Below are 26,931 nucleotides of genomic sequence, written 5' to 3' on the forward strand. Positions count from 1 at the left end.
GGTGATGATCCAGGCACTCGCGCAGTAATCCCGGCGCATCCCGGGAGAACAGACCCGGACTGCGATGCGCACTGGCCGCAATGATCCGCCCTCGCAGCAAGCGCGTATAGAAGCAGTCGACGCATAATTGACCGTAGCAGATCGGATTCGCGGTCGCGCGCACCATGAGAAAATCGCTCGAAGCACGAGTCCACCCCTGACCTCTTTGGAAGAACCGGCACGCATGACACGCTACGAACGCCTCGCGCAGAGCATGGCCGCCGAGATTCGCTCCGGCAACCTGAAGCCGGGCTCGCGCATGCCGTCGCTGCGGCAAATCATTGCACAGCACGGTGTCAGTCAGTCCACAGCCGCCCGTGCCTACTACGTGCTCGAACAGTGGGGCCTCGTGCGCGCCGAAGAGCGTTCGGGCTACTACGTCGCGCCGCTCTCGAAGGCCAGCAAGACGGATTCGCGCGCAACGACGGGCGAGTCCGCCACCGTCGATATCAGCGAACTGGTGTTCTCGGTGCTCGACGCCGCCAAGCGCCCCGGCATCGTGCCGCTCGGCTCCGCCTTCCCTTCTCCGCTGCTGTTTCCGCTGTCGCGCCTCGCGAAATCGCTCGGGCAGGCCGCGCGCAGCGTGAGCCCGTGGAGCACCGTGGTCGATCTGCCGCCCGGCAACGAGAACCTGCGGCGGCAAATTGCGCTGCGCTACATGCGGGTTGGCATCTCACAGCCGGCCGAGGACATCATCATCACCAACGGCGCGCTGGAAGCGCTCAATCTTTGCCTGATGGCGGTCACGCAGCCCGGCGATATCGTCGCCGTGGAATCGCCGGGCTTTTACGCAGCGCTTCAGGCGATCGAACGGCTTGGCCTGCGCGCGGTCGAAATTCCCGTGGATACCGCCGCCGGGCTCGACCTCGAGGCGCTGGCGCAAGCGCTGGACAAGCACCCTATCCGCGCATGCTGGTTCATGACGAATTTCCAGAACCCCACGGGCGTCACGTTGTCGGCTGAGAAGAAGGAAGCGCTCGTCGAGCTGCTCGCGAAACACGAAGTCCCGCTCATCGAAGACGATGTGTACGGGGAGCTGCACTACGCGCCGAACTATCCGCCGCCCGCTATAGCATTCGACCGGCGCGGCCTCGTCATGCACTGCGGCTCGTTTTCGAAGAACCTGGCGCCGGGTTATCGCGTAGGCTGGGCGAGCGCTGGGCGCTTCGCAGAACGCGTGCAGCGCCTGAAGCTCATGACGACGATCTCGGCCAGCATTCCCGCCCAGGCCGGCATTGCCGACTACCTGGAGCATGGCGGCTACGAGCGTCATTTGAAGAAGATCCGGCTGGCCATGCAGACCCAGCGCGATGCGATGATCGAGGCGATCCGACGATGGCTGCCTGAAGGCACGCAGTACACGCGGCCCGAGGGTGGCTATTTTCTGTGGCTTACGTTCCGCGAGCGCATCGACGCCATGGCGCTCCATCGTCTCGCGATCGAACGCGGGATCAGTGTCGCGCCCGGTCCGCTCTTTTCCGCGTCACGCGCATTCGAAAACTGTATACGGCTCAATTACGGGCATCCATGGTCGGCGCGCATCGATGAAGCGATCCGCACGCTCGGTGAACTGCTCGTTCATCCCGATGTGTGCGCCCAATCGCCATCGACCGATGCGCGCGGCGCCAACCCATAGCAGCCCTTAACTACCAAAGAACAGGTTGCAGAAACTCGCCGGGGCGTGGGCGTGGCCGCTTATGCCACGTTGGTCAGCGTCTTCGTGATGACGAGCCATGTGTCGCGCTGGCGCATAATCAAAAAATAATTGTAGTAATTGAAACCCAGCATGCGGACATGCAGTTTCGCCGTCGCGATGTTCTTCTGAACATCGAGCATCAGCAGTTCCGTTTCGACCGGCTCGCCCAGTTCGGCCGGCGATTGCCTGTTTGCGACACCCGCGAGATACTCGCCGATCGTCTTGTAGTAGGGCTCGCCATTGACTTCCCCCGCCACAGTCGCGCGCGCATCGAACACCGTTTTCAACTGCGCCACATCGCCGCGCCAGGTTGCATCGAAATAGCGCTGGACAAGTTCGACGATTTCGTTGCTGTCGTTCATTGCATCACACTCCTTATTGATTTCCGCCTCGGCTGCGTGGAAATTCGAAGCGGGCTATACCATCGCTTGCGCAGCCCGCTTCGAACGACCACGGTCCAAAACGATCAGGCAAGCGGCCCCTCGATCTCGTTGAGCCTTTCTTCGAGTGCGTTGACGCTCGCATAGCCCGAATGCACGGCGTACGTCCGGCCTTGTTCTTCGAGCAGCAAGGTCGGAAAGGACGCGACGCCAAGCGCTCGCGCGCGGGCGAAATCGCGCTGCGTCTCTTCTTTCGTTTCCGCTGCTTCCCATGTCTGGTGGAACACGTCGCCACTCACCTGAACGCCCACGGCATCCAGCGCCGATGCGGCGATTTCGCTCAACACGCGTCCGTCGGTCGTATCCAGCCCTTCCACATAGAAGCCGTTCTGCAGCGCACGGAACACCGCAAGCAACGCGTCGCCACTAGCGAAGCGACGCGCCGCCACAACGGCGCGGCACGCGGGCTCTGTATCGTAGACGAACCCCTCGCGCGCCATGAACGCTTCGCGGTTGAACGGCAAGCCGCTCAGCGCTTCCACGCGCTGCCAGTGCTGCAGCCGGAAACGCTTGCCGGCCGTGTCGAGCACATCGGTCGCGCCCGCGCGAATCCCGCCGACCACGATTTCCAGTTTCAGGTCCGGCACGCGCGCGACGAGCGCCGAAAGCTCCTTGCCAAAGCCATAGCACCACGAACACATCGGATCGCCAACATAGATCAGTTTCATTCTTGCTCGCTCATGAAGAGACAACGCGGGGCCCGCAGGACCCCATGCCCCGCATCGCGCCCAGCCATCGGAAGGACTATAGGGTTGCCGCCTGACTCGATAAACGCCGTAGCCAGAACATCTTTTGTTACATGGCGGAAAGACGCATTGCGCCGCGCGAGTCGAGCAATTCATGCGCATGTGAGCGATCGGCACCCAGATCGGACGCCAAATGCCCTTGTGATCGACATCGACGGTGACGGCGGCTGAATGAGCAGGCTGGCGCGGTCATCTTTCATGTCGTAGTGCGGCTCCAGTTCCCTGATCTGGTCGAACCACGTCAAAGGCGCTGGAACGAGCGCTTCGCTTTGCATCAGCGAAAAAACGATGTCCTTCGCGTCGCCCCCCATGTCGGCGACCACAGCAGCGATTTGCCGCGATCCAGTTTGAGGTCGAACGTTTACGCGCTTGCATTTACGAAGAGAATCCCTCACGATCAGGATTCATCCTTCCACTATTTGATAGGGTCCATGAATCGCCTCGATGCCATGGCCATCCTGGTTTCGGTCGCCGACGCGGGCAGTCTCTCGGCTGCCGCGCGGCGCCTCGACATGCCACTCGCCACGGTCAGCCGCAAGGTTGGGGAACTGGAAGCGCACCTGAAGACGCGCCTCTTTCACCGCACGACGCGCAAGCTTTCATTGACGGAAGCCGGCAGCGCATACGTGGCCGCGTGCCGGCGCATTCTCGAAGACATCGGCGAAGCCGAACGCGCAGCAACGGGGGAATACGCCGCGCCCAAAGGCGAACTCATGGTCACCGCGCCCATTGCGTTCGGCCGCTTGCACGTGGTGCCGGTGGTGGCAGAATTCCTCGCGCACTATCCGGAGATCGACATCCATCTCCTGCTGACCGATCGTGTCGTTCATCTGATGGATGAACACGCGGACGTCGCGGTCCGCATCGGCGAGTTGCCCGACAGCACGTTGATCGCGTCGCGCGTGGGCATGGTGCGCCGGGTCATTTGCGCCAGCCCGGCCTATCTCGCAAAGCATGGCGTGCCCGCCGAACCCGCGGACCTGGCCGGCCATCAATGCGTTACCTTCGAGGCGCTCGCGTCCCTGCGCGCGTGGGCGTTCGGCTCCGGCAAGTCGGAGCAGTCCGTACCCGTTCATTCGCGGCTTGCCGTGAATACCGCAGACGCCGCGATCGAAGCCGCGATCCTCGGCGTGGGGCTAATACGCGTGCTGTCCTACCAGGTTGCACGCGCCGTTCGCGCCAACGAGCTGCGCGTCGTGCTCGACGCGTTTGAAGCGGCGCCCCTGCCCGTCAATCTCGTACATGCGGGGCAAGCGCCCCTGCCGCTCAAGCTGCGCGCGTTTCTCGATTTCATGTCGCCGCGTCTCAAGGCGCGCATGTCCGCCGTTTGAATTCCCCGCGCTATTGAGCGCGAGTATCAACTGTTATTCATCGCAGGTGGTTTTTGTCAGCGCCGTTCGTGCGTACCCTTGGCTCACAAATGGGAAAACGCAAGGCGAAACGCAATGGATATGTCAGCAATCACCGCCATGAAGACTTCCGCGCCCGTCGAACATGCGCTTTCGGAGCAGCCCGCGTGGCGGCGCGTGTTTCGCGAGGGCGCGCTCACGGTCGGCCTGATCCTGCCACTCGAAACGCATCCGGACTCGCCCGTCCCGACCATGCGCGACCACGTCGCCATGGCGCAGCGCGCCGAGTCGATGGGCGTGGCCGCGCTGTGGATGCGCGACATCCCGTTCTACGATCCCGCGTACGGCGATGCGGGCCAGATCTTCGAACCGCTGGTGTATATCGCCAGCCTCGCAGCGGTGACGAGCGAAATCGCGCTCGGCACGACCGGCATCGTCTTGCCGATGCGCGAACCGCTGTTGCTGGCCAAGCAGGTGAATTCGCTCGACCAGTTGACGAACGGAAGGCTCCTGTTAGGAATGTCTTCCGGCGATAGACCTTCCGAGTATCCCGTCTTCGGCATCGACTTCGATACGCGTGGCGAGCGGTTTCGCGACGCGTTTCAGACGTACCGCACGGTCAGCGAGCAGCCCTTTCCGGTGTTCTCCTCGCCGCGGTTCGGCAAATCGGGCGGCACGCTCGACATGCTGCCCAAGCCGCCGTACGGACGCACCCCGGCCATTGCCGTTGGCCGGGCGCAGCAGAGTCTCGAATGGATCGCGGCGCACATGGACGGTTACCTCGGCTTCGTGCCCGGCCCCGCCGCGCTCGATGCGTTCGTGCGCAGCTGGAAAGACGAGGTCGCCCAGTCGATGGGCCGCGACGCCTTCAAGCCGGTTGCCTTTGGCGGCTACCTCTATCTGCACCCGCGGCCCGACTACCCGTTTCGCGCGATCAAGGGCGGCTTCGCCATCGGCAGCCGTTCGCTCAGGCATTTTCTCGAAGCGGCACGCGAAGCGGGCGTGAGCCACGTCGCGCTGAATCCGAAAGTCACGCCGCGCCCGTATGCCGACGTACTTGACGAGTTGCACAGCGAAGTGCTGCCGTACTTTGTCCCGGAGGTGTTTCATGCAACACGCGTCCATACGTGAAGCGCTGAATGCGCACTGGCAGGCGTCGGCGGCCGGCGATCTCGAAGCCGAACATGACATCTACGCCGACGACGCCATCTGCGACTACCCTCAATCGGGCGAACGCACTTTCGGGCGCAGGAATTTGCAGGCGCTGCGCGGACATCATCCGGGCAAGCCGTCCGGTTTCGAAGTCAGACGCATGCAGGGCGAAGGCGATCTCTGGGTAACCGAATACACCATCGCCTACCAGGGGCAATCCGCTTTCACCGTGAGCATCATGGAATTTCGTGACGGCAAGGTCGTTCACGAGACCCAATATTTTTCGGAATCCTTTGAAGCGCCCGCCTGGCGCAGCCAATGGGTTCAGAAAATCACGACCACCCAACGCCTGCACGCGCTTGCCGCGTTTGCCGCCCTCTGATTTAGTACCGGATCTGCCGGACTCGCTGCTCGTGTCGCACCGGCTCGGCGATGTCCACAACGTGCTGTGTGCGGCACCTGCCCATTTGAGTACCCACGGCGTGCCAGGCACGGTGCAGGACCTCGAGGCTCACACATGCCTGCATGTTCGTCACGACGTTAACGTTCCTTCGACACCAGGATCAGGACGTTCATGGATTACCTGCGCGAGGCGGTGCCCAAAGCGCTTGCCGCCGATGCGCAAGCGCTTTGCCGGGCCGCCAGACTTCCTTAGCCCGCGTTGCCCTTGTGATCGTGCGAAGCCACACGTTGCGGCGAGGGTTGTGACGCAGTCGCCGGTGCAGCCATTTCGTTTTGCTTGATGATCTTTTCGATCTCGCCGTCGGCTTGCGCGTCGTACTGTGCGAAGACGTCGGTGCGATAGCGCGTGTTTTGCGCCGCACCGAGCTGCGAGCCCGACTCGTCGCGCGTATCGGCATCCACCGTCATCGAAAGGCCGATGCGCAACGGACGCGCCGCGAGTTCGCGTGGATCGAGCGCGATACGCACCGGCAGGCGCTGCACGATCTTGATCCAGTTGCCCGTGGCGTTCTGCGCTGGCAGCGTCGCGAAGGCGCTGCCCGTACCCGCCGAAAAGCCTTCGATACGACCGTGATACTTCACGCTCGAGCCGTACACATCGGCAGTGAGCGTGACCGGCTGACCAATGCGCATGTGCTTGAGCTGCACTTCCTTGAAGTTCGCGTCGACCCACACCCCGTTGAGCGGCACGATCGCCAGGAGCGGCGTGCCGGGCGACACGCGCTCGCCCACCTGCACCTGGCGCTGCGCCACATAACCCGTCACGGGCGCGGGCAAGGTATCGCGTGCATACGCAAGCCACGCTGCACGCACTTTCGAGGCGGCCGCCTGCACATCCGGATGCTGTTCGACCGACGTGCGATCGGTCAGCGCGTGATTCGCCGCCCCTTGCTGGCGTGCGGCGTCGAGCGCGGCCTGGGCGGCCTGTACGGCGTCGCGCGCGTGGGCGATGTCTTCGGCGGAAACGGCGCCCGAGTCCGCGACGGCCGTGCGACGGCGCAGATCGTCGTTGGTGCGGGCCAGGTCCGATTCGCGTTGCGCCACGTTCGCTGCATAGAAGTCGTTGTTGACATAGAGGCCGCTCACGCGGCGCACGGTTTGGCCGAGCGACGCTTCGGCATCGGCCAGCGCGATTCTTGCATCGGCCGGATCGAGCGTCACAACCGGGTCGCCCTGCTTCACGATCTGCGTGTCGTCGGTGTTGACGGCCACCACCGTGCCCGTGACCTGCGGCGTGAGCTGCACGAGATTGCCGCTCACGTAGGCGTCATCTGTCGATTCGTGAAAGCGGCCTTCCGTGAAGTAGTACGCGCCATATGCCGCGCCCGCAATCAACGTCACGGCGCCGAGCAGCGCGATCAGGCGCTTGCGGCGGCCAGGGGGCGTGCCCTGCTGGTCGTTGTTGGCCGGGGCCGCTTGCGCGCCGCCTTTCTTCTCGCCGAGTTGATCTACCTGCTCGCGGTCGGTCGTGATCGTTTCGCTCATTTCAGTTCTCCTGACGGGTTTGCAAACGTGCCGTTCAACGCGCGGCAGCAATAACGGAATGGGTTTGAGGGTTGGATTGCGCGGCAACGTCGGCGTGGTGGCCGGTATCGGCTGAAGTATCGACATAGCCGCCACCGAGATCCGAAGCCAGCGCGATCTGCTCGTCGCGGCGATCCATCTTCAGGTTGGCGATGGCTTCGTCGGCGTTCAGTGCCGTGACGTCGGCGTTGAGCACCGTGAGCTGATTGGTCAAGCCACCCTTGTATTGCGTGATCGCGAGCTGGTCGGCGTCGCGCGCTGCCTGCTGCGCGGTTTCGGCATCGACGAGCTGCGCATCGCTCGAATGGATCTGCGCGAGCTGCGTGGCCACGCCGCTGAGCGCACCAATGAGCGTCTGGTCGTAGGCGGCCACGGCGTAGTCGAACTCTGCGTAGCGGCCCTTCAACTGCGCACGCAGTTCGCCGCCGTCGAAGATCGGTAGGTGGACCGCGGGGCCCACCGACGCCGTGCGGCTCGCGGCGGTCAGGAAGCGGCCGAAGCCGAACGCGTCGAGACCGAGCGCGGCGCTCAGGTTGATGTCCGGATAGAACTCGGCCTTGGCTTCCTTGACCTCGTGCGTGATCGCGTCCACGCGCCAGCGTGCCGCGACGATGTCCGGGCGCCGGCTCACGAGGTCGGCGGGCAGGTTGTCCGGCAAACGCACCTCGTCGCCCACGCCGAGCGTTGGCCGCGTGATCGCGAGTCCGCGGTCGGGGCCCTTGCCCAACAGCGCGGCCAACTGGTAGCGCGTCGTGAGAATGCTGCCGTCGAGCGCGCTCACCCGCGAGCGGCTCGTCGCCAGGTTCGCCTGCGCGGTCTTGCGTTCCACCTGCGTGTCGAGGCCCGTGGCAATGCGGCCCGCCGTGATGCGGTCGATCTGCTCGCGGCGCGTGACTTCTTCCTGCGCGATGTCGCGCAGCGCGTAGAGCCGCGCCAGCTGGTTGTAGGTGCGTGCGATCGAGGTATCCAGCGTGAGCTTGACCACTTCCTCGTCGGCCTCGCTCGCGGCCGTCTCCGAAACGGCTGCTCGCAGCGCCTCGCGATTCTTGCCCCAGAGGTCGAGATCGTAGGAAGCGGTGAGCAGCCCCTTGTTCTCGGTCTGCCACGAGCCGGCATACGGCGGCGGAATCAGCGCCGTGCTGCTGAACTGCTGGCGTGTCAGCGTGTAGCTGGCGTCCACGCGCGGCAGCGTACCCGCCTTCGCGGTTTCGCTATAGGCCTGCGCCTGGGCCACCCGCGCCTTGGCCTGCTCGATGCTCGGGCTGCCCTGCAGCGCTTCGGCGATCAGCGCCTTCAGCTGCGCGTCGCCGAACTGGTCGACCCAATCGGCGGACGGCCAGTGCCCCTGTTCCTGCGGCAGGCTCTGCGCCGTCTCGAACTGTTGCGGCTGGGCCATCTGCTTGTCGCTGTGGATGCCCGCGTAGTTGGCGCAAGCCGCCAGCGTGGCCATTGCGATCGCCGATACACCCAGCTTCAGCGTACGGGCACCGATGCTTGCTCTAGAAGTCTGAGATTTCATTTTCTGACATATCAGATTAATGGCCGAAAAAAAGCGCGGCACCACGGCCGCACCGTTTAGTCGTCTGCGAACTTGCGAAGCAGGCGGTTCAGTTCGGCGAACTCCGCCTTGGTGAATTTGCGCAGGCGTGCGTTCAACACTTGCGGCGCGACTTCCGGAATCTGCTCCGCCGTTTTGAGTCCCTTTGCCGTGAGGTGCAGATTGACCACACGACGGTCGTCTGCGTCGCGGGAACGCTCCAGCAGACCCTTCGTTTCCAGCTTGTCCAGCATCCGCGTCATGAGGCCCGTATCGATGCCGAGCAACTTCGACAGTTCGAACGGCGTGGTCGCCACATCCTGCATCAGGGAAACCAGAATGCCCATTTGCTGGCCCGTGATCCCGAGGTCCTTGAGCGCCGCGTCCATTTCCGCGACGATCACGTTGCGCGCCTTGACGATCCTGAAACCGACACTTTCCGTAAGCATGAAATTTTTCGTCGTATAGTGGTCCATCGCGACATCCTCCGTGTTGAACAGCACAATATCTGCATTATCAGATACTGTCAAGATAAACACGCTAGTGCATTGCCGTCTGAACCGGGTTCAACTGCAGGATTCAGTGTCCGCCAGCGGCTGCCGCGCCCGCGCCACCGCCCTTGACCGGCCTCGTCACCCAGATCAGCGGGATGATGACGACGAAGATCACCGCCGAGATCCAGAAGATGTCGTTCAACCCCAGCATGGTGGCCTGCGCGTTGAGCGAGGTTGCGTAAAAGGCCGTGGCCTTCGGAATGCCGCCACCCAGCGTCGCCTGCAGGTGCGCAATGGCGCCAGTGAAAGCCGGATTCTCCACGCTCGTCTGCTCGGCGAGCCGGGCGTGATGGAGGATCGTGCGGTCGTTCCATGCGTTGCTCATGAGCGACGTGCCTACGGCGCCGGCAAAAATGCGCGCGAAGTTGGACAGACCCGCAGCCGCCGGAATCTCGTCGGGCCGCAGACCCGAGAGGATGATGCCGGTGAGCGGCGTGAAGAACAGCGCCGTGGGAATGCCTTGCAGCAGCGTCGGCAGAATCAGCGTCCAGGCATCCACGCCAGTCGTGTAGTTCGAGCGCATGAAGAACACGGCGGCGAAGCCAACGAACGCCAGGGTGGCGAGCACCCGCAGATCGGAGCGCGGCATGACCTTGCCCATCATGGGGGCCAGGATCACCGCGAAAATCCCCAGAGGCGCGGTAACGAGCCCCGCATCCACCGCGCGGTAGCCGAGAAAGCCCTGGATCCACTGCGGCAGGATCACGAGGTTTGCAAAGAAGATCGCATACGCGACGGAAATCGCAATCGTGCCGCCGAGGAAGTTACGCCTGGTGAACAGCCGCAAATTGACGATCGGTTTTTCCTCAGTCAATTCCCAGATCAGGAAAAACACGAAGCTGACCGCAGCGACGATGGTGAGCGCCCAGATGACGGGCGAGCTGAACCAGTCGAGATCCCTGCCCTTGTCGAGCATGATCTGCAGCGGCGCGACCCAGGCGATGAGCGAGATCAGCCCGACCTTGTCGATCGGCAGTTTGCGTGCCGGCGTCTCGCGGTCGCGGTAGATCGCCCATACCACGCCGGCGGCAAAGAGGCCGACCGGCACGTTGATATAGAAGATCCACGACCAGCTGTAGCTGTCGGTGATCCAGCCGCCGAGCGCCGGGCCCGCGATCGGTCCGACGGTTGCGGTCATCGCCCACAGCGCCAGCGCGTTCGAACTCTTTTCCTTGGGGAAGGAAGCGAGCAGCAAGGCTTGCGACAACGGCACCAGCGGCCCCGCCACGGCGCCCTGAATGACACGGGCGACCAGCAGTATCAGCAGGTTCGGGGCCATGCCGCACGCTGCCGATGAAAGCACGAACAGCAGGATCGCCCAGACGAACAGCTTGACCTGGCCCACGCGCTGCGTAAGCCACCCGGTCAACGGAATCGACACCGCATTGGCCGCGGCGAAGAGCGTGATGACCCACGTGCCTTCGTCGATCGACACGCCGAGGTTGCCGGAGAGCGTGGGAATCGCAACGTTTGCGATCGACGAATCCAGCACGTTCATGAAGGTGGCGAGCGCCACGGCGAAGGTGCCAAGTGCGAATTTCGCGCCAGTCAACTGGGGCGGCCCGCCTGGGTTAGTCGATGAATTCATCTTAGGTTCTCTCGTCTGGATGCGAATGTCCCGTCAACCACGGGCAGTTATCTGACATGTCTGATAATTGGGCAAAAAAATGCCGTCCTAGCCATGAAGCAATCTGAACAGCAGCGTGCTCAAGGCGTCGAAGTCGGACTTCGAGAGGTGCGAGAGCCGCTCGCTCCAGGCGCCAGGCGCGACATCTGTATTTCGCGCCGCGACCAGGTGGCCCTCCCGCGTCAACGAAACGTCCACGAGCCGCCGGTCCGTGCCATTGCGAGCACGCTCCACGAGCCCGCTGGCTTCGAGCTTGTCCAGCACGCGGGTCATCCGGGCCGGGTGGACGCCAAGCAGCTTCGCCAGTGCTGCCGGCGTTTTCGCGCTACCGCTGGCCAGCGTCAGCACAATGCCGCGCTCCTGCAGGTTCAGCCCTGCGTCCTTGAGGCCTGCCCTGAGTTCGGTGGCCATCAGGTGATGCGCCTGACCCAGCGCGAACACCAGCTTCTGCGTGCGCTCGAAATCTTCATTCACGGGATCGTTCATCGATTTCCCTCCTCGATATCTGATGCGGAATATATCTGACATTGCAGATGTGTGCAAGCGAGTTTCCGAAGCCGCGAGAGACGCAGCAGCGCCCAGATACGCCGCCGAACCGCCGTCTGCGCCCAACGCGATACACCATGTAAAAAGTGATGTGAACGGCAAGCAATGATCGGCGTCGTTGCTGGCAGCTATATTGTTTCGGCGAAGGTTTGAGCCGTGAGGCGAGGAACTCCAGATCGACGCGCACTTTATTCAGGAGAATCGAAGCATGACTGACAAACCGCTTACGTTGGGCATTGATCACGTCGGACTCACCGTGCGCGATCTGAACCTCACCCGTGACTTCTTCGTGAACTGCCTCGGTTGGAAGCAGGTCGGAGAGAGACCCAGTTACCCTGCGGCGTTCGTTTCGGACGGGCACGTCATGTTGACCCTCTGGCAAGTGACCGATCCGGGCCGCCTCGTCGAGTTCGACCGCAAGACCCATGTGGGCCTGCACCATCTTGCCTTGCGCGTAGGCAGCGAAGAAGCGCTCAACGATATCTTCTCGCGCGTGTCCGCCTGGCCGGGCGTGCAAGTTGAATTTGCGCCCGAAAAACTCGGTCCGGGGCCGAAACGCCATACCATGGTGTACGAACCGGGCGGGATCAGGCTCGAATTCGACCACGATCCGCGCGCGCAGACCTCCTGAACCACGCAGCAAGCCGCGTGTGAGCAGCCACGCAACTGGGTCCGCCCTTTTTAGTCAGTTATCCAAAGTTAAATAGACGTCTTTCGCGTGTCATTTTCCGCCGCACGCCGTCGCGCCCAGCCTGCTCTCATTTGTTCCTGCGACTCACAACTGTTTGTCCGCGTCCTGTATTCAAAGCGGGGGCGTGGATGCGTAAATTGATCGACATCGGAGCAGCAAGCCCGATCAGAAACAGAGTCCAACTTACTTCGAGGTTCATATGAGTCAATCCCCCAAAGTCATCGTGATCACTGGCGCATCGCAAGGAATCGGCGCCGAAACCGCCAGGGCATTCCGGGCACTCGGCCACAAGGTGGTCGCGACCTCGCGCAACATCAAACAGACTGACGATAGCGATCTCGTCGCAGTGGCCGGCGATATCGCCGACCCCGCCACGGCGCGCCGTGTCATCGAAACCGCCGTCTCACGCTTTGGCCGCGTCGACACGCTCATCAACAACGCGGGCATTTTCATCGCGAAGCCGTTCACGCAATACACGGCGGAAGACTACGCGGCAATCAAGGGCACCAACCTCGACGGTTTCTTCCATATCACGCAACTCGCGATTGCCGAGATGGAAAAGCACGAGAGCGGCCACGTCCTCACCATCACGACGACGCTCGTCGATCACGCGATCGACGGCGTGCCGTCAGTGCTGGCCTCGCTGAGCAAGGGCGGTCTCGCCGCCGCCACGCGCTCGCTGGCGATCGAATATGCGAAGCGCGGCATTCGCGCCAACGCGGTATCGCCCGGCATCATCAAGTCGCCGATGCACGCGCCCGAAACCCACGCCGCACTCGGCGCGCTGCACCCGATGGGACATATGGGCGAGATGAGCGACATCGTCGACGCCATCCTCTATCTCGACTCGGCGCCCTTCGTGACGGGCGAAATCCTCCACGTCGACGGCGGCCAGGTCGCCGGCCACTAAAGGCGCACTGCGGGCGCACTGCGCTCCACGGGGCCCCACCGGGCCGACGAGGGAGCGCCGCTCGCCGGCGCTCCCTGCAACGATCACCATCGAGGAAAGCGAAATGCCGATCGTCACAATTCAGGTTACACGCGAGGGCACACGGCCCGGCACGGACTCCGTCACGGCGGAAGAAAAGGCCCAGCTCATCAAGGGCGTGAGTCAGCTCCTGCTCGACGTGCTGAACAAACCGCTGGAGGCGACCTTCGTCGTCATCGAGGAAGTGCCAACGGAAAACTGGGGATGGGGCGGCCTGCCTACCGACGTCTATCGACGACAGAAGGGACTCATCAAGTAAGCGCGCGCGGCCCGCTCGAGAGCGGGCCGCGCGCAATTCGTTGTGAAAACGTACGTATTCAAGGAGAGCGTCATGAAGATTCTGATGGTTTTGACTTCGCACGACGAGCTGGGCAATACGGGACGCAAGACCGGGTTCTGGCTTGAGGAGCTCGCCGCGCCGTACTACGTGTTCAAGGACGCCGGCGTACAGATCGTGCTCGCGTCGCCCAAGGGCGGCAAACCTCCGCTGGACCCCAAGAGCAACGAGCCGGACTTTCAGACCGACCTGACGCGTCGCTTCGAAGCCGACCCGGCTGCGTTGGCGGATCTGGGCAACACCGCAAAGCTCAAGGACGTCGCCCACGACGCATTCGACGCCGTCTTCTACCCCGGTGGCCACGGTCCGATGTGGGATCTCGCAGAAGACCCTGACTCTATCAGCCTGATCGAGCGCACGATCGCAGCCGGCAAGCCCGTCGATCTCGTCTGCCACGCGCCCGGCGTGCTGCGGCACGTGAAGGGTCCCGATGGCAAACCGCTCGTCAACGGCAAGTCGGTCACGGGCTTTACGAACAGCGAAGAAGAAGCGGTTGGCCTGACCAAGGTGGTGCCGTTCCTCGTCGAAGACGAACTCAAGGCGAAGGGTGGCAACTATTCGAAGGGCCCCGACTGGCAGCCGTATGTGCTCGAAGACGGGCTACTGCTCACCGGGCAGAATCCCGCGTCGTCCGGGCCGGCCGCCAAGGCATTGCTGGAGATGCTGGGCAAGCGTCACTGAGTCTCGGCCCTCGAGAGCAGGATAATGGCGGCTGCCCGGCTCGGGGGCCGCCCCACCCCCCACAACAACCGCCAAAATCCAGGTAACAGGCCTCTTATATTTTCATTGCCACTCGCGCAGCTAAACGCGCTGCTCAGCGTTCGCACTCCGTAATCGCGCTGTAAACGAGCGTGCGCAACTGCCGGCGAATCGGGTACGCGGTCGAAGGCAGGAGCTGGGTGAGAAACAACACGATCATGTCCTCGCGAGGATCGGCCCAGAAGAAGGTACTGGCCGCGCCGCCCCAGAAGAAGTCGCCCGCGCTGCCCGGAATCAGCGTGGATGCGGGCGCAATCGTCGTGGCGAAGCCGAGCCCGAAGCCCACGCCTTCGTAAGCCGCTTCGGTGAACATCGAGCGCGAGAGGCGCGGCAGGTCGACGCCGCCCGGCAGATGGTTGGCGGTCATCAGCGCGATGGTCTTCGGCCCGAGCAGCCGCACGCCGTCCAGCTCGCCGCCCCGCAGCAGCATGCGCGCAAAGCGCATGTAGTCGGCCGCCGTGGAAACGAGGCCGCCGCCGCCCGAAACGAACGAGGGCGGCTCGCGATACGGGCTCGTGTGAGGATCGTCCTGCAGCTCCGGACCTTTTTCGGAAACGACCTTCGAACCGAGCGCGCCGATGGCATAGCAGGCGCAAAAACGCGACACCTTCTCCGGTGGCACGTAAAAGGCCGTGTCGACCATGCCGAGCGGGTCGAAGATCCGCGTTTTCAGAAAGTCCTCGAAGGCCATGCCGCTGACCTTGCCGACGAGATAGCCGAGCACGTCCGTGGAAACCGAATAGTTCCAGGCGTCGCCCGGCGAAAATTCCAGCGGCAGCGTGGCCAGCTTCTCGATCATTTCATCGAGCGTGCCCGCGGTCGCAAGCTCGCCCACCTTCAGCTTGCGATAGGCCGCATCGACATTGGTGTTCTGCTGAAAGCCGTAGGTCAGCCCCGAGGTATGCCGCAACAAGTCGACCACGCGCATCGGGCGCGCGCTCGCGCGCGTCTGGAAGCTCTCCATGAAGCCGCCCGCGTACACGGCAAGTTTTTCCCACGACGGGATGTACTTGCTGACGGGGTCGTCGAGCGCGATCCTGCACTCCTCGACCAGCATCATGATCGCCACCGACGTAATGGGTTTGGTCATCGAATAGATGCGGAAGATCGAGTCCTCGGCCATCGGCGTGCGCCGTTCGCGGTCCGCGAGACCCAGCACCGAGTTCAGCGCGAGTTCGCCGCGCCGCCACACCTGCGTGACGGTGCCCGCGAGCGTGCCGGCCGCAACGTAGTTCTCGTCAAGAAAACGTTCGATCCGCGCGAGCCGCTCACACGACATACCCTGCTTTTCCAGACCTTCCCTACTCATGACGCCTCCTTTGATGGTTGACCGAGCGAATTCGGAACCGATGGATTGCACGCGATGCGCGTCACAGTATCGGTCATTCGGCGCGAAGTCGCATTGCCACCCGCGTCGCCATCGTGCACGTCGAAATTTCGTTTTTTAGCGCCTCGACACGCAGTATGTGTGGGGTACACTACCGGGCGACAAAATACAGAATTACAGCGGGGGGCTGCCATGGGCGAGACGGAAACACATTCCTGGCCCGGGAAAGCGTTGTTTCGCGCATTTCCGAAGGACCCAGAGAAGGAGCAGGCCGTACTGCGCATCACACTCGGTTCCGTCGTGCTTCTCGCCTACCTCGTTGCCTGCTCGATCTATCGCTCGACCCACGTCTACGCAACGCTTCTGGCGGTCACAGCTTATGTGGCGTTCGGCGTCGTCACCTATGTGGCGATCACCGTCGCGCCAACGCGCTCGCCCGTGCGCCTCGCGCTCTTCACGTTCGCCGATCAGGCCATCGTCGCCGGCGCGCTGGCCGTGGGCGGAACGGCCGCACTGCCGCTCCTGTGGGTGGCCTTCTGGTTTCTGGTCGGCGCGGGCTGCCGCTATGGCCAGCGCATGCTGGGCCTTTCCTGTGTCGTGGCGATCGGCGGCATCATGGGACTGATGCATTGGCAACCGTGGTGGCGCGACAACATCACGGCCGCACTCGGCATTGCGCTGAGCATCGTGGCGACGTCCGTCTATCTGGCTGTGCTCGTCTACCGGCTGGAACGCCAGGCGTCGACCGATCCGCTCACCGGGCTCTACAACCGCGTGCGGCTCGAACGGGCAATTAGGCGCACGCTCTTTACGCGTGCCGGCGAAGTCGATCGCACCGCCATGCTGCTCGTCGATCTCGACGGCTTCAAGGAAGTGAACGACTCCTTCGGGCATGCGGTGGGCGACGAACTGCTGCGCAGTTTCGCCGCGGCCCTGGTGCGCCGCATGCGGCGCGGCGATACGCTCGCGAGGCTGGGCGGCGACGAGTTCGTGGTGCTGGCGCGCCACGTCTACGACAAGAACGACGCGCTCACCGTCGCCAACAGCATCCACGCCATTCTCGCCAACATGCGCACCGTGGCCGGCTATCCGGTGACCGTGTCGTGCAGTATCGGCGTGTGCCTGCTCACGCAAGGCAGCGGCAGCCGCTCGCTCGATGCGCGAACCCTGATGCGCGCCGTCGACAGCGCCATGTACCGGGCCAAGTCGCGCGGCATGGGCAAGACCGAGTTCGTCGATACAGTCGGCGTCGCACCCGGCATGGTCTGACCCCACTCGTTCCCGTCTCGTTCGGGAAATGGCGGGCCGGCGCCACGGTCATGCCCGGATTGTTCTTCTGGCGGAAACAGTGAATTCGGCTATTAGGTATTTACCCTAGTGCCCGACCCTCCTACACTGACTTCACCGCTGCTTACAACCCTGTAGGCAGTTCAAGAAGAAAGTAAATCTGGAGGTTAGTCATGAAATCGCTCGTCCAAGCCGTCGTTATCGCTGCCGCCCTCGCCGCTCCCGTTGCCGTGTTCGCCCAGTCGAACCAGCCCGTGACCCGCGCGCAAGTCCGTGCAGACATGGTCCAGGTCGAAAAGGCCGGCTTCAATCCGGCACGTTCGAACCCCAATGAATATCCGGCGAACGTTCAGGCTGCCGAAGCTCGCGTCGCTGCGCAAAACAGCGCCGTGGGCGGCGTGAACAACGGTTCGTCGCAAGCTGGTCAGGCAGCGCAGTAAGCTGCCCGGCTGAAAAGCCGCGCTTTGTAGTCGTTGCCTTCTGGCCCGCCATCGCAGTGTGTTGCGATGGCGGGCCAGTTGTATTTCTGGCGTTCGCAATGCTTCGCGTCGCGCCTTGTTAAGCCTGAATGCGCAACACGACCTCTTCGTCGCCCGTCGGCAACTGCACTCGCACGCCCAGTTCTCCGGCTTGCGACTTCAACCCTCCGACATCGCGCAGTTCGGGCCATTGCCGCAGCGTCAGCGGTAGCGGTCCCTTCACGCCTTCGTAGCGCACGTTCAGCGTGTCGCCGCGCCGCGTCACACTCACGTGGGTCACGCGCGCGCCGCGCTCGTCGCGCAGCGTCGCGGCCGCACTCGCGCCATCGGCCAGTTCGAACAGGTGCAGTTCGCTGCGCGATGCGTAGTCGTAATCGGGCCGCTGGTCCTCGGTGCCGAACGCGAGCAGCGTATTCGGCCGCACGTAGACCGGCAGGCTCAGAAACCCGTGCCGCTCGCGCACCCACCTGCCGCCCTCGACCTGCCGGCCCGTGAGCAGATGCGTCCAGCGTCCTGCGGGCAGCCAGAAGTCCACGTCGCCCGCGGCATTGAACACCGGCGCCACCAGCAGCGATTCGCCGAGCAGATACTGGCGGTCCAGATGCTCGCAGGCCGGGTCGCCGGGAAACTCCAGCAGCATGGCGCGTAGCATCGGCGTACCGTGATCGACCGCCTGCTGCGCGGCGTCGAACAGGTACGGCATGAGGCGCGACTTCCATTCGGTGAAATGGCGCACCACGTCCACGGCTTCGTCGTCGAACAGCCATGGAACGCGATACGACTTGCTGCCGTGCAGGCGGCTGTGGCTCGACAGCAGCCCGAATGCGCACCAGCGCTTGTAGACGTCGGCGGGCGCGGTGTGCTCGAATCCGCCGATGTCGTGGCTCCAGAAACCGAAGCCGCTCAGGCCCAGCGAGAGGCCGCCACGCAACGTCTCGGCCATCGACTCGTAGGTCGCGCTGCAGTCGCCGCCCCAATGCACGGGCAACTGCTGGCTGCCCACGGTGCCGGAGCGCGCGAACACCACCGCTTCGCCCTCGCCGCGCACGTCGCGCAGCACGTCGAACACCACCTTGTTGTAGAGGTAGCTGTAGTAGTTGTGCATCTTCTGCGGATCGGAGCCGTCGTGGTAGACCACGTCGGTGGGAATGCGCTCGCCGAAATCCGTCTTGAAGCAGTCCACGCCCATTTCCAGCAAACGCCGCAAATGGCCCGCGTACCACTGTGCCGCAGCGGGATTCGTGAAGTCGACGATGCCCTGACCGGGCTGCCAGCGGTCCCACTGCCACACGTCGCCGTTGGGCTTGCGCAGGAGGTAGCCTTTCGCCATGCCTTCGGCAAAGAGTGGCGAAGGTTGCGCGATATACGGATTGATCCACACGCAGATCTTCAGCCCGCGCGCCTTGAGCCGCGCGAGCATGCCCTGCGGATCGGGAAAGGTCTCGCGGTTCCACTCGAAGTCGCACCAGTGGAAGGCCTTCATCCAGAAGCAGTCGAAGTGAAACACGTGCAGCGGGATGCCGCGCTGTGCCATGCCGTCGATGAAGTGATTCACCGTGGCTTCGTCGTAACTGGTGGTGAACGACGTGGTGAGCCACAGGCCGAACGACCACGCGGGCGGCAGCGCCGGGCGTCCGGTCAACTGCGTGAAGCGCTCCAGCACGGCTTTGGGCGTCGGGCCGTCGATCACGTAGTATTCGAGCCGCTCGCCCGCCACGCTGAACTGCACCTTCGCCACCTTCTCGCTGGCCACCTCGAACGACACGTTTTCCGGATGATTCACGAGCACGCCGTAGCCGCGGTTGGTCAGATAGAACGGCACGTTCTTGTACGCCTGCTCGGTGCCCGTGCCGCCGTCGCGGTTCCAGCTTTCGACCACCTGCCCGTTCTTCACGAACGCGGTAAAGCGCTCGCCGAGCCCATAGACGTTCTCGCCAACGCCCAGATCGAGCCGCTCGAACATGAACGCGGCGCCCTGCTGGTTGGCGTCGTGGACCTGGCCGCTCGCGCGAAAGCCGCTGCCCGTGATACGCTCGCCGTCGCGCAGGAAATCCACCGACCAGTCGCCCGACTTGACGACGCGCACGGTCAGCGAGCCGCTCGTGAGACTCGCCTCGGTCCCGGTGTTGTGCGTGACGACTTCCGTGTTCGTGCGCTGGAGCGTGAAATGCGGGCCGCGGTCGAGCGCGCCGGCAAAATGCTCGACGCGCACCCCGATCACGCCGCTTTGCGGCGAAAAGAAGCGCCACGTGAAGAGGCCCGTGTCGAGCTGCCGTTCGCGGTTCGACACGTCGCGGGGCGCCACATGCACGAGCAGTTCGTCGCCGACGATCTCCACGCTGTGCGGCGACGCCGAGTACGAGACGTTCAGGCCGTCCCGGATCAACCAGTTGCCATCGCTGATTTTCATTTAGATGTACTCATAGCTCATTGAACAGCCAATCCGTCTCCACCTGCGGTGCGTCTAGAGCGCCCGCTCGGTCTTCCTGTCGAACACGTGGATATGTTCGCCCGCCATGTCGAGTCCGATCGCATCGCCGCTGCGCATGGCGCACGCGCCGGCTTGCGCGATCATCACGGGCGCCGCGACGCCGTCGAGCTTCACCGCGATGAAGTTCATGGAGCCCGTAGTCTCCACAGTGTCGATCACGCCGCGCAGACCATGCGCCTCGCGGTGCAACCGCAGATGCTCGGGACGCAGGCCGATCCAGACCTCGGCGCCCGCCGGCAGCGCGCGACCCAGGTCGAGCGTCTGCAGGCCCCCGCCTTGCGTGCCGCCGAACTGCACGCTGCGCCCGTCCGGCCCGATCACGGCTTCGATGAAGTTCATCGACGGCGAGCCGATGAAACCCGCGACAAAGCGGTTGGCCGGCCGGTGATAGAGCGTGAGCGGCGCGCCCTGCTGCTCGACTTCGCCTGCGCGCATCACGACCACGTGATCGGCCATCGTCATCGCCTCGATCTGGTCGTGCGTGACGTACACCGAAGTCGCCGAGAGTCGCTGATGCAGCTTGCGGATTTCCGTGCGCATATGCACGCGCAGGGCGGCGTCGAGATTCGAGAGCGGTTCGTCGAACAGGAAAACCTTCGGATTGCGTACGATGGCGCGGCCCATCGCCACGCGCTGACGCTGGCCGCCCGACAGCTGGCGCGGCATGCGCGCGAGCAGATGATCGAGACCCAGCGTACGCGCCACGCCGTCGACGCTTTCGCGAATGACCTTCGGCGCAGCGCGGCGCAGCCGCAGCGAGTACGACATGTTCTTTTCGATGTTCATGTGCGGATAGAGCGCGTAACTCTGAAACACCATCGCCACGTCGCGCTTGCGCGGCGGTACGTCGTTGACGACCTGGCCGTCGATGCGCAGCGTGCCGCCCGTGATCGGTTCGAGTCCGGCAATGGTTCGCAGCAAGGTGGACTTGCCGCATCCCGACGGGCCGACCAATGCAACGAAACACCCTTCGGGCACGCTGATATCGATGTCCTTCAATACCTGCACGGCTCCGTAGCTCTTGCTCAGGCGCTCGATCTGTATGCGATCCACAGCGATTCTCCGTATGCGTTACTTGAGCGCGCCGGCCGTCAGCCCGGCGACGATCTTGCGTTGCAGCAGCATGAACGCCACGAGAATGGGCGTAACGAAAATGGCCGAGTAGGTCATGATGCCGATCCAGTCGACCTTGGTCGCGCCGACGAATGCCGAGAGGCCCACCGTGGCGGTCTGATACTGGTCGTCGAGAATCAGCGAGCGGGCGTAGACGTACTCGCCGAACGATTGCAGGAACACGAGGATCGCCGAAACGAGAATGCCGTTCACCGCGAGCGGCAGGATCACGCCGAAGAACGCGCGCGCCGGCGTTGCGCCATCCACGAGCGCCGCGTCGCGCAGTTCGCGCGGCACCTGCACGAAACTCGGGCGGCACAGCACGATATAGAACGGCAGCGTCTTGGTGATCTGCGCAAGCACCATGGCGAGGCGCGGCGTGTCGAGCAGCCCGAGCATCTTGAACGCCGTGAAGATCGGCGTGACCATGAGGCTCGACGGCAGCGCCTGCAGCACCAGCACCGCGAAGATCGCGAGACTGGTCCAGCGGTTCTGCACGAACGCGAGCGCGTAAGCCGCGCCGGTGCCGACGAACACGGTCACCGCCACCGTGCCGCATGCGGTCACGAACGAGTTCCACAGGAAGTTGCCCATGCCGCTGCTGCTGAACACCTGCCACAGGTGCGATTGCAGATGCTGCGGCCAGAACGTGGGCGGATACTGGAACATCTCGCTCGCGCTCTTGAATGCGGTGATGTACATCCAGTAGAGCGGGAACAGATAAACCGCCGTGACGCACAGCGCGATGACGAACAGTACGTAGCGCTTCGTCCCGGTTGAGCGCCTCATCTCAGACCATCCTTTCGTTGCGCGTGGAGCGCACGTAGATCACCGCGACGATCAGCACGAGCACCAGCATGACCGTGGCCACCGCCGAGCCCGCCGACACCTCGAAAGTCTGCAGGGAAAGCTGCCACGACCAGTACTGCGCGACCAGCGACGAATTGGCCGGGCCGCCTTGCGTGAGCGCCGCGATCAGGTCGAACTGCTGCATCGTGAGAATCGCGCCCAGCGCGATCACGGCGCCGAGCGTGGCCTTCATCATCGGCAGCGTGATGCCGATGAAACGCTGCAGCGCATTTGCGCCATCGAGTTCGGCCGCTTCGTAGAGGTCGGCCGGAATGGCCGCGAGCCCGACCGAAAGCAGCAGCATGTTGAACGGCACGCCAAGCCACACGTTCGCGGCGATCACTGCATAGAGCGACCAGTGCGGATCGGAGAGCCAGAAGATCTTCTCCTGCAGGATGTGCGTCTGCATCAGCACATGATTGAGCACGCCATAATCGCCTGCGAAAATCAGCTTCCAGATCACGCCGACCACGAGACCCGGCATGATCCAGCCCGCGAGAAACAGGCCGCGCATGAGGCTCGCGAACGGAAAGTCCTGCGCGAACAGCAGCGCCAGCAGAAAACCGATCACCACCTGGAAAACGAGCGAGAGCCCGACGAACAGCACCGTGTTCACGATCACCTGGCGCATCTCGGGGCGACTGAACACATCGCGATAGTTCGCGAGCCCGACGAACGGCCGCAACAGCGTGGCGGGCGCCATCAGATCGACCTGCTGAAACGACAGGACGATGTTGTAGATCAGCGGCAGCCCCGCAAACACCAGCAGATACAGCAGTGCGAACACCGCCAGCGAGATCTCGAAGGCATGGGCGCGCGGCAAGCGGCGCAGGAATCCCGCTGCCGGGTCGCGCGGAGCACGGTGCAAAAGTGTGTTCATGGCGTTCTTCGCTCAAAGGCGGGACGGCGCCCGACGAACCGGAGTTCCCCGGGCGGCAACAACCTCGATGCCATACTTCGGTCTGCTTACCTGGCTGCGGCCTGGACAGTCCGCGCGTCGGCCGCCATGGCCTGTTGCGGCGTGGCCTGATGCGTCAGCACGGACTGGATCGCGTCGGAAATCGACTTCGAAATTTTCGGCCAGTTCGGGTTCGGACCGCGCGGACGCGCGTACTGCATCTGCTCGTTGAAGACCTTGTACGCCTGCGGCCACTTCGGGTCCGGCGTCACGGTGTCCTTCGACGGCGGCAGCATGCCGAATTCGTTCCAGTCGCGGCCGCGCTGCGCATACATGTACTCGAGGAACTGGAAGGCCACGTCCGGGTTCTTCGCGCCGCGCAGGATCGCGTGATTCTGCTCACCGAGCGCCGAGGCGCGCGGGCCGCCCGCCTTCTCGACCGGCAGGAGCGCCACGCCCCACTTGAACTTCGCGCCCTTTTCCACGGCGCCCAGCTCCCACGGCCCGTCGACGTCCATCGCGGCATTGCCGTTGATGAAGGTGGCCGCCGCCTCCGACTGGCTATGCGTGAGCGTGTCCGGCGACGCGACCTTGCTGTCGAGCAGCTTCTGCCAGAAGGCGGCCGCGCGCACGGCGCCCGGGTCGCTCATGCGGTCCCAGTCCGCGCCCGCAGCCTGCACGAACGGCAGGAACTGGAACACGCCCTCCTCCGTGTTGATGGCGGAAAACGCGAGGCCGTACACGCCCTTCTTTGCGTCCGTGAGCTTTTGTGCGTCCGTATAGAGTTCATCCCAGGTCTGCGGCGCGTGCTCGGGATCGAGCCCGGCCGCCTTGAACATGTCCTTGTTGTAGTACAGCGCGAGCGTGTTCGTGCCGCGCGGAATCGCATAGACCTTGCCGTTCCAGGTGGCGTTTTTGAGCGGTCCGGGGAAGATCTGCTTCGCGTCGATGACCTTCGACTTCGCGAGGTACGGGTCGAGATCGAGCAGCGCGTTCTTCGAAGCGAACATCGCCGTGTTCGGGTTGTCGATCGGCACGACGTCCGGCATGTTGCCGGACATCACGGCGCGCATGGTTTCGTCGTTGAGCGCCGCAAAGCCCACCTTGCGGATCTGCACATGGACATCGGGATGCAGCTTGCCGAATTCCTGCGCCATCTTCGCGGTGTAGTCGTCGGGCTCGTCCACGGCCCAGACCGAGAGCGTCGCGGCATGCAGCGACGCGCAGGAAAGCGAGAATGCCAAACCAATGGCCGCGGATGCGGCAAGTAGCTTCTTCATGCTGTCTCCGTTTTCGCGCGTTGGGAATCGCGCTTTCTTCCAGGCTCTTTTCTGGGGCCAGGCGGGGCCCGTGCCGCTGCAACCGCATTTTCCGGAAACGTTTCCGGAAACAGGCAAATAGTTGCTTCTGCAGATAGCGCTGTCAAGCTGCCTGCGAAAATCACAATGCCGATTCGCGGAAACCGCAATGCCGATGGCGGCGGGCGCGGACTAGCGTTGCGCGGCCTCGGACGTCACCGTGTCGTCGTCGCGCTCGCGCAGCGTCAGCGGCCACAGCAACGGCTCGCGCGCGGCGCGGTAGGTGTCGCCAAGGTCGGGGAACTGCGCGAGCAGCGCCTGCGCGAGGCGCTGTCCCAGCCCATAGGCGTCGAGCGTGAAACCGGAGAGGCGCGGCGCGAGGTACTCCGACACTTCGCCCGCCAGTACGCCGCCCGAAATCGCCAGATCGCGGCCCGGCGCCCGGCCCGTTTCGTGCAGCTTGCGATACGCGCCGATCGCCATGCAGTCGCTCTGGAACATGAGCGCATCGGGCGGCACGCCCAGCTTGAGCAGCGCCTCGGTCGCGAGATAGCCGCCGCGCTCGGAGAGTTCATTGCGCTGCACGAACCCTTCGGGCACCGGCAGCCCGTGCTTCTTCATCGCCTTCTTCCAGGCTTGCAGGTAGATATGCGCCTGCATCGCATCGCCACCGGGAATGGCGAGCGCAATACGGCGATGCCCTTGCGCGACGAGCCGCTCGACACCCTCCCTGGCGGCCGCCTCGAAGTCGAGATCGACCCATGCGTGCTTTCCGCCCGACTCGCTGCGGCCCAGCGCCACGAACGGGAAATGGCGGCTCGCGACGTAGTCGAGCCGTTCGTCGTGCCGCCGCGTGCCCGCGAGAATCACGCCGTCCACGTGACGGCGATCGACGATGCGCCGCAGCCGCGCGAACTCGTCGTCCCACGACTCGCTCGAGTACATGACGAGGTCCATGCCGTGGCGCGACAGGACCGACTGCAGGCCGTCCGCCAGCTTCATGAAAATGCCGAGCGTGTAGGTCTCTTCCTCGCGCCGCACCGGCAGCATCAGCCCGACGATGTCGAGCCTGCCCCGGCGCAGGCTCGCGGCCGACTTGCTTGGCGCGTAGCCATGCTCGAGCGCGGCGGCGCGCACACGTTCGCGCGTTTCGGCGCTCACCTCGTCGCTGTCGTTCAAGGCGCGCGACACGGTCGAAACAGACAGTTTCAGTACTTTGGCGAGTTCCCGAATACCCATGCGCTGGTTGAATGATGTTGGAATGTGTGCGGGCTCGCGGAGCCCGCACGGTGCGAAACATCATAACCGTAAGTTCGCGAAGGGCCGATGGAATCGGAAAAGCAAAAAAAGCCAGCGGACGTTCCTCACGTCCGCTGGCTGAGCGCCAGGCAAGGCCTGAAACTTTGCCTCTACTGCGTCGAGAACACCGATATCCCGCCATTCGGGAATGCCGCCGACCCGGGTTGGTACGGCACGAACACCTCACCGAGGCCGCTGTCGATGCCTACCGAGTGCGCGCCTGTCCCCACCGCCACGGTGTAAATGAGCTTGCGCGTCGCACCGTCGATCACACCCATGGTCGGGGTAAAGCCCGAAGACGCCGCGGTGCCGCTCGTGACGTAGTGGCGCGCAGGCAGGAAGTAGCGATTCGACGCGGGATCATAAGCCACCTGGTCCACGCCGCCGAACGGCACCGACGCGAGCTGCGTACCCGTATTGCGATCGAGGATCAGCGTAATGAGCGGATCGCCCGCAGAAGGATCGCAACCAATCAGCACGTCGCTGTTGGGACCGAGCGCAATGCCAGAGGGGCCGCATTTGCCGAGCGCAAACGCCTTGCTCACCGCAGGCGCGCCCGACGTGACCGAACTCGCGGTGATCACGTCGAGTTCGCCGTCGGGGTTGGCGGTGGTGCCGTCGTTGTTGATGAGAAAGCTCTTCGAGGCCGGATCGTACACGCAGGCTTCCAGGCCTGAAGAGCCGTTGAATACCAGTTTGTTGACGACAGCTTGCGTCGTGGTCGAAATGAAGGTCACGTAGGGCGGCGTGTCGCCGGGGCTCGCAAACATGACGAGATGGTCGTCGGGATCGTAGCAGCCTTCATCGACGCGCGAGCCCGACGTGCTGATGGGGATCGTCTTGACCGTTTGCATCGCGGACGTGTCGACGATCTTCACGCTATCGACGTCCCCTACGTACAGCGTATTCGTTCCCGTCACGCCCACGATGCCGTCAGGTCCGGACGCATCGGTGCTCGCGCCCGCACCGGTGAAGTTGCCCGGAATCTGCGCGAGCAGCGCCTTCGTTTTGGTATCGACGACATCGACGGACTTGTTGTTGCGATCGGCCAGATAGTACCGGCCCGCTTCGACATAGCCGATATCGAAACTGAACGCCGGGCTCGTCGTATTGGGCACGACAATGTTCGAGAGCAGTTTGGGCGCGGACGGTGTGGCCGCGGCCGACGCCGGGTTGGAACTCGAGGAGTCCGAGCCTCCGCAACCGGCAACGGCCACCGTCGCCGCGAGTAGAAAGGCCAATAAGGGTTTATTCATCAGTCGGCTCCTTTGAGCAGCAGAACAGTTGGATCAACACGCGAATGCTTCACGGAATCTGCGGGAGCGCCTCGATGAAACGTCATCGCACCGCGGCTCACGTCATCCATTTTCTTGAAGCGGCCGAACGGCGGGCTTCGATATGGACGTAAGGATGCGCAAGGAGCGGTAATAATGCACAGCAAAG

Annotated in this window: 25 protein-coding genes; 10 read left to right on the forward strand and 15 right to left on the reverse strand. The window is 63.6% G+C overall.

Annotated elements, in window-relative coordinates; translation table 11 throughout:
* Window positions 1-223 precede the first annotated feature (223 nt).
* Window positions 224-1,675: a PLP-dependent aminotransferase family protein gene (locus AB4Y44_RS19345; RefSeq protein ID WP_368700554.1), complete on the forward strand. Its 1,452-nt coding sequence runs from the start codon at window positions 224-226 to the stop codon at window positions 1,673-1,675.
* A 59-nt stretch (window positions 1,676-1,734) separates the two neighbouring features.
* Here AB4Y44_RS19345 and AB4Y44_RS19350 read toward each other — a convergent pair whose 3' ends face one another.
* Complete coding sequence (locus tag AB4Y44_RS19350) at window positions 1,735-2,097, reverse strand: nuclear transport factor 2 family protein (protein WP_368700555.1); 363 nt, start codon at window positions 2,095-2,097, stop codon at window positions 1,735-1,737.
* Between the two features lie 104 nt (window positions 2,098-2,201).
* Complete coding sequence (locus AB4Y44_RS19355; protein WP_368700556.1) at window positions 2,202-2,843, reverse strand: DsbA family protein; 642 nt, start codon at window positions 2,841-2,843, stop codon at window positions 2,202-2,204.
* Between the two features lie 509 nt (window positions 2,844-3,352).
* On the opposite strand from AB4Y44_RS19355, the gene AB4Y44_RS19360 reads away from it, so the two are divergent.
* The 3 genes from AB4Y44_RS19360 to AB4Y44_RS19370 all read left to right on the forward strand — a co-directional run bounded on the left by AB4Y44_RS19360 (window position 3,353) and on the right by AB4Y44_RS19370 (window position 5,804).
* The gene (locus AB4Y44_RS19360; protein ID WP_368700557.1) at window positions 3,353-4,252 is read left to right on the forward strand and encodes a LysR family transcriptional regulator; all 900 of its coding nucleotides are present in this window, start codon (window positions 3,353-3,355) and stop codon (window positions 4,250-4,252) included.
* 120 nt (window positions 4,253-4,372) lie between these two features.
* Window positions 4,373-5,401, forward strand: coding sequence for an LLM class oxidoreductase (locus AB4Y44_RS19365; protein WP_368700616.1), 1,029 nt, complete (start codon window positions 4,373-4,375; stop codon window positions 5,399-5,401).
* Window positions 5,379-5,804 (forward strand): nuclear transport factor 2 family protein, encoded by a 426-nt coding sequence (locus AB4Y44_RS19370; RefSeq protein ID WP_368700558.1) that lies wholly within the window; start codon window positions 5,379-5,381, stop codon window positions 5,802-5,804. The genes AB4Y44_RS19365 and AB4Y44_RS19370 overlap by 23 nt, the downstream gene beginning before the upstream one ends.
* A 269-nt stretch (window positions 5,805-6,073) precedes the next feature.
* On the opposite strand, the gene AB4Y44_RS19375 is transcribed toward AB4Y44_RS19370, so the two are convergent.
* The 5 genes from AB4Y44_RS19375 to AB4Y44_RS19395 form a co-directional block, all read right to left on the reverse strand.
* Window positions 6,074-7,369 (reverse strand): HlyD family efflux transporter periplasmic adaptor subunit, encoded by a 1,296-nt coding sequence (locus AB4Y44_RS19375; protein WP_368700559.1) that lies wholly within the window; start codon window positions 7,367-7,369, stop codon window positions 6,074-6,076.
* Between the two features lie 34 nt (window positions 7,370-7,403).
* On the reverse strand, window positions 7,404-8,927 hold the full coding sequence (locus AB4Y44_RS19380; RefSeq protein WP_368700560.1) for an efflux transporter outer membrane subunit: 1,524 nt from the start codon (window positions 8,925-8,927) through the stop codon (window positions 7,404-7,406).
* Between the two features lie 56 nt (window positions 8,928-8,983).
* On the reverse strand, window positions 8,984-9,421 hold the full coding sequence (locus AB4Y44_RS19385; RefSeq protein WP_368693785.1) for a MarR family winged helix-turn-helix transcriptional regulator: 438 nt from the start codon (window positions 9,419-9,421) through the stop codon (window positions 8,984-8,986).
* 103 nt (window positions 9,422-9,524) lie between these two features.
* Window positions 9,525-11,087, reverse strand: a complete 1,563-nt coding sequence (locus AB4Y44_RS19390; RefSeq protein WP_368700561.1) for a DHA2 family efflux MFS transporter permease subunit — start codon at window positions 11,085-11,087, stop codon at window positions 9,525-9,527.
* Between the two features lie 87 nt (window positions 11,088-11,174).
* On the reverse strand, window positions 11,175-11,612 hold the full coding sequence (locus AB4Y44_RS19395; RefSeq protein WP_342922052.1) for a MarR family transcriptional regulator: 438 nt from the start codon (window positions 11,610-11,612) through the stop codon (window positions 11,175-11,177).
* A 268-nt stretch (window positions 11,613-11,880) separates the two neighbouring features.
* Between AB4Y44_RS19395 and AB4Y44_RS19400 the strand changes: the two genes are divergently transcribed.
* From AB4Y44_RS19400 to AB4Y44_RS19415, 4 genes are all read left to right on the forward strand, one after another.
* Window positions 11,881-12,303, forward strand: a complete 423-nt coding sequence (locus AB4Y44_RS19400) for a VOC family protein (RefSeq protein ID WP_368700562.1) — start codon at window positions 11,881-11,883, stop codon at window positions 12,301-12,303.
* Window positions 12,304-12,562: 259 nt separating this feature from the next.
* The gene (locus AB4Y44_RS19405; protein ID WP_368700563.1) at window positions 12,563-13,273 is read left to right on the forward strand and encodes an SDR family NAD(P)-dependent oxidoreductase; all 711 of its coding nucleotides are present in this window, start codon (window positions 12,563-12,565) and stop codon (window positions 13,271-13,273) included.
* A gap of 103 nt (window positions 13,274-13,376) precedes the next feature.
* On the forward strand, window positions 13,377-13,610 hold the full coding sequence (locus AB4Y44_RS19410; RefSeq protein ID WP_018442101.1) for a 4-oxalocrotonate tautomerase family protein: 234 nt from the start codon (window positions 13,377-13,379) through the stop codon (window positions 13,608-13,610).
* 72 nt (window positions 13,611-13,682) lie between these two features.
* Window positions 13,683-14,369 (forward strand): type 1 glutamine amidotransferase domain-containing protein, encoded by a 687-nt coding sequence (locus AB4Y44_RS19415; RefSeq protein ID WP_368700564.1) that lies wholly within the window; start codon window positions 13,683-13,685, stop codon window positions 14,367-14,369.
* Window positions 14,370-14,502: 133 nt separating this feature from the next.
* On the opposite strand, the gene AB4Y44_RS19420 is transcribed toward AB4Y44_RS19415, so the two are convergent.
* Window positions 14,503-15,756, reverse strand: coding sequence for a serine hydrolase domain-containing protein (locus AB4Y44_RS19420; protein WP_342922056.1), 1,254 nt, complete (start codon window positions 15,754-15,756; stop codon window positions 14,503-14,505).
* A 210-nt stretch (window positions 15,757-15,966) separates the two neighbouring features.
* Between AB4Y44_RS19420 and AB4Y44_RS19425 the strand changes: the two genes are divergently transcribed.
* Together AB4Y44_RS19425 and AB4Y44_RS19430 are read left to right on the forward strand one after the other, a co-directional pair.
* The gene (locus AB4Y44_RS19425) at window positions 15,967-17,043 is read left to right on the forward strand and encodes a diguanylate cyclase (protein WP_368700565.1); all 1,077 of its coding nucleotides are present in this window, start codon (window positions 15,967-15,969) and stop codon (window positions 17,041-17,043) included.
* A 191-nt stretch (window positions 17,044-17,234) separates the two neighbouring features.
* Window positions 17,235-17,501 carry a DUF4148 domain-containing protein gene (locus tag AB4Y44_RS19430; RefSeq protein ID WP_069265932.1) on the forward strand — a complete coding sequence of 89 codons (267 nt, stop codon included), beginning with the start codon at window positions 17,235-17,237 and terminating at the stop codon, window positions 17,499-17,501.
* Window positions 17,502-17,619: 118 nt separating this feature from the next.
* On the opposite strand, the gene yicI is transcribed toward AB4Y44_RS19430, so the two are convergent.
* From yicI to AB4Y44_RS19465, 7 genes are all read right to left on the reverse strand, one after another.
* Window positions 17,620-19,950: an alpha-xylosidase gene (yicI, locus tag AB4Y44_RS19435; RefSeq protein ID WP_368700566.1), complete on the reverse strand. Its 2,331-nt coding sequence runs from the start codon at window positions 19,948-19,950 to the stop codon at window positions 17,620-17,622.
* Between the two features lie 54 nt (window positions 19,951-20,004).
* The gene (locus AB4Y44_RS19440) at window positions 20,005-21,084 is read right to left on the reverse strand and encodes an ABC transporter ATP-binding protein (RefSeq protein ID WP_368700567.1); all 1,080 of its coding nucleotides are present in this window, start codon (window positions 21,082-21,084) and stop codon (window positions 20,005-20,007) included.
* A gap of 18 nt (window positions 21,085-21,102) precedes the next feature.
* On the reverse strand, window positions 21,103-21,933 hold the full coding sequence (locus AB4Y44_RS19445; RefSeq protein WP_368700568.1) for a carbohydrate ABC transporter permease: 831 nt from the start codon (window positions 21,931-21,933) through the stop codon (window positions 21,103-21,105).
* 1 nt (window position 21,934) lies between these two features.
* Entirely contained in the window at window positions 21,935-22,873 is a 939-nt protein-coding gene (locus AB4Y44_RS19450; protein WP_368700569.1) for a carbohydrate ABC transporter permease, read from the reverse strand.
* 86 nt (window positions 22,874-22,959) lie between these two features.
* A complete protein-coding gene (locus AB4Y44_RS19455) occupies window positions 22,960-24,171 on the reverse strand; it encodes a sugar ABC transporter substrate-binding protein (RefSeq protein ID WP_368700570.1) in 1,212 nt (403 codons plus the stop codon).
* A 210-nt stretch (window positions 24,172-24,381) separates the two neighbouring features.
* Window positions 24,382-25,428 (reverse strand): substrate-binding domain-containing protein, encoded by a 1,047-nt coding sequence (locus AB4Y44_RS19460; RefSeq protein ID WP_342922063.1) that lies wholly within the window; start codon window positions 25,426-25,428, stop codon window positions 24,382-24,384.
* A 170-nt stretch (window positions 25,429-25,598) separates the two neighbouring features.
* A complete protein-coding gene (locus AB4Y44_RS19465) occupies window positions 25,599-26,744 on the reverse strand; it encodes a hypothetical protein (protein ID WP_368700571.1) in 1,146 nt (381 codons plus the stop codon).
* Window positions 26,745-26,931 lie beyond the last annotated feature (187 nt).

The organism is Paraburkholderia sp. BR10937 (genome assembly GCF_040965695.1).
Taxonomy (GTDB): Bacteria; Pseudomonadota; Gammaproteobacteria; order Burkholderiales; family Burkholderiaceae; genus Paraburkholderia.